Annotated in this window: 3 protein-coding genes and 1 pseudogene; 3 read left to right on the top strand and 1 reads right to left on the bottom strand. The window is 66.1% G+C overall.

Annotation, left to right across the window (positions count from 1 at the left end; all coding sequences use genetic code 11):
* Positions 1-332, top strand: a pseudogene (locus tag JNW87_RS36930) (hypothetical protein); the annotation flags it as partial.
* A 68-nt stretch (positions 333-400) separates the two neighbouring features.
* Here JNW87_RS36930 and JNW87_RS36925 read toward each other — a convergent pair.
* Positions 401-553 (bottom strand): hypothetical protein, encoded by a 153-nt coding sequence (locus JNW87_RS36925; RefSeq protein WP_161557991.1) that lies wholly within the window; start codon positions 551-553, stop codon positions 401-403.
* 640 nt (positions 554-1,193) lie between these two features.
* Between JNW87_RS36925 and JNW87_RS36920 the strand changes: the two genes are divergently transcribed.
* Together JNW87_RS36920 and JNW87_RS36915 are read left to right on the top strand one after the other, a co-directional pair.
* Positions 1,194-2,093, top strand: coding sequence for a transposase family protein (locus JNW87_RS36920; protein ID WP_238455320.1), 900 nt, complete (start codon positions 1,194-1,196; stop codon positions 2,091-2,093).
* Positions 2,094-2,261: 168 nt separating this feature from the next.
* The coding region (locus JNW87_RS36915) for a reverse transcriptase/maturase family protein (RefSeq protein ID WP_238455319.1) at positions 2,262-2,925 on the top strand (664 nt) is incomplete at its 3' end.

The raw sequence follows: 2,925 nt of genomic DNA, 5'->3' as shown, positions 1-2,925 counted from the left end.
GCCTGGCTCGGGAGAACCCCAGCTGGGGTTACCGCCGCATCCACACCGAACTGCTCGTCCTGGGGATCAAGACCCCCGCCTCCACCGTGTGGGAAATCCTCAACGAGGCTGGGATCGACCCGGCGCCCGAGCGCACCTCCACCACCTGGGCCGACTTCCTCCGCCGCCAAGCCGACGCCCTGCTCGCCTGCGACTTCTTCGAGAACCGTCACCCTGACCGGAGCGCGGTTGTACGTGGTCGTGCAGCGAGAGCATCCTGCTGTGGGTGCCCGAGGACCCCACCGACAGGCCCGCGCGCTCCCACACCGCGGCCGCCTCGGCGTCGCCGGTGACGTCCTCGTCCCGGGCGGTGCGGAACCCCACCGGTGTCATTCGTTCGCTGACGGCGGACACCACCAGCTCAGCCGAAGTTGGAGCGGCTGTGCCGCTGGAACGCCTGGAACGCCTCCCGCGCCGCCTCCGCGCCCTCGGGCAGCGGCGGCGAGCGGGCGTAGTAGTTGTGCAGCTTCCACAGCGCGGATCGTTGAGCTGGAAGAACAGCCGCTTCATTCACCAGCCCGGGCAGTTGCCCTGCTCCACGTCGATCGGCACGCCGCGCACCTCCTCGGTGAGTGAACGGCTATGGCTAATCGACCGCTTATTGGCGGATTAAATCCGGTTTAACTGGCGCCCGAGTGTCAGTGGGCGCCCGTACTGTTCACCGCGCGGAAGGTCGGGGTCCGAAGGACTTCTGCACCCGGTCGCCCGAGGCAGTGAACCGCCGAGGGCAACGGCCCCGGCCCTTCCGTCCAAACGTGAGCCTTGGCCCGTGGATGGCCCGGCAGCTTCGACCGTCGTGGGCGGAAGCGGCTCAGCGACGGTACGAGATCGGCGGCGCCCCCTGCCGAAACCCATCCGCCCTGGTGAGGGCCGCTGTGGCGTGGTCGGTGATGTAGGCCCGGTCGCTGGGGGCTGGGCCTGGGCGTAGCTGGTGATCGATGCGGCATGATGGGCTGCCGTGCTGCTGCGACTGGCGTACTTGGGTGTGACGAACGCGTTCGCGGTGCTGCGCAGGGCGTTCGCAAGATCGAGATATGACCGGATGGTCGGTTGTGGGGTAGTCACGCCGGTTCCGGTGGTTACGTAGAAGAGCGCGGCCTTCTGGTGATCATTCAGGTGTCTAGGCTGGATGATCGAAGAGAAGGACCGCGCTCGTGGAGGCATCATCGTTGATTGGCGGGTTGTCCGCACGTCTGTGCGGCGTGTCGCAGCCGGCAGAGCAGGACACGCCAGGGCTGTTGCAGGCGTTGGCGCAGGTTCCGGACCCGCGGGATGCGCGGGGCCGGATCCATCCGCTGCCGGGCCTGCTCGCGATCGCGGTCGCGGCGGTGGCTTCGGGGCAGTCTCGGGTCGTCGAGATCGCCGAGTGGGCCGCGGATCTGCCGGATGCGGTGTGGGACCGCCTCGGGGCGGCCCGGGACCGGTTCACCGGCGCGCGGCGCGTGCCTGATGACAGCACGTTCACCCGGGTGTTGGCCGGCATTGACGCCGACGCGTTGGACGCTGCGGTGTGCCGTTGGCTGATCGGCCGTGCGGGCTCCGGCGAATCGGGCCGGCGGGTGATCGCCGTCGATGGCAAGACGCTGTGCGGCAGCGGCCCTGCCGGTGTCCAGGTGCATCTACTGGCCGCGTTGGACCAACGTGACCAGATCGTCCTGGCCCAGACCGACGTGGACGGGAAGACGAATGAGGTGCGCCGTGAGGCGCTCTGTCGTATCCCTAATTCAGTTGGGAGGAACTCGGAAGAACGTTCTTGGGTCCGATGGCTTACCTGGATCCGAAAGGTGAAGGGGACCGGAGCATGCCATGAATATCGGTGTTCGTGTCCAGATGCCAGGAGCGAAGCGCCGAGGGACCCGCGTGATATGGCGAAAGCTGGATTGCCTGAACCCCAATCTCCAGTGATGCAAGTCTTCATCCATCGGAACATGGCGTCTGAAACCGGTGCCGCGTCCTGCGTCGGGTTATTTCGTTACCGACGCAACTTCCGGGACGTTGGGCGATGCCCAGTAAGGGCATTCAAGGGGATGAGTGGGGCGCCTACGTCGCGCTAGTACGTACGACAGAGATGAACGCGGGATCGCCTAAGGGGCGCGAGCCCTATGGCGACGGAGTGTCCGTAGTAGTCGCAGGAGTAACGACCTGCCAAGGGGTCCGGGAAAGCCGTGACGCAGGGCGAAGGGACACAGGTGATCGGACAGCAGGCCAGGGAGGTATGCGAAATGCAGAGCGCCGAAACGGTACTGGGTGTCCTACGTGAACGCGGCAGGCGTGGTTTGCCGCTGGAGGAACTGTATCGACAAATGTTTAACCCGCAGTTGTATCTGCTGGCCTACGGGCGCATCTACTCCAACCAGGGAGCGATGACGGTCGGGGTCACCGGGGAAACCGCGGACGGCATGTCCATGGGCAGGATCACCGGCATCGTCGAGGCGATGCGCCACGAGCGCTACCGGTTCCGGCCCGCCCGACGCGTCCACATCCCGAAGAAGAACGGGAAGACACGTCCGCTGGGCCTGCCGACCTGGTCGGATAAGCTCGTCGGCGAGGTGGTGCGCCTGCTGTTGGAGGCCTACTACGAGCCCACGTTCTCCGACCGGTCCCACGGTTTCCGTCCCCGACGAGGTTGCCACACGGCGCTCAGCGAGGTGGCGAATACCTGGACGGGAACGACCTGGTTCATCGAGGGCGACATCGCCGACTGCTTCGGCAGCATGGACCACACGGTCATGCTGTCGATCCTAGGCGAGAAGATCCACGATAACCGGTTCCTGCGGCTGGTGCGCACCATGCTCCACGCCGGATACCTGGAGGACTGGGTTTGGGGTGCCACCGTCAGCGGTGTGCCGCAAGGCGGGGTAGCCTCCCCGATCCTGTCCAACATCT

Origin of the sequence: Micromonospora sp. ATA51, from assembly GCF_016802855.1 — a bacterium.
Taxonomy (GTDB): domain Bacteria; phylum Actinomycetota; class Actinomycetes; order Mycobacteriales; family Micromonosporaceae; genus Micromonospora; species Micromonospora sicca.
Note: the sequence above shows the minus strand (reverse complement) of the source record. Positions and strands in the feature narration are given on the sequence as shown.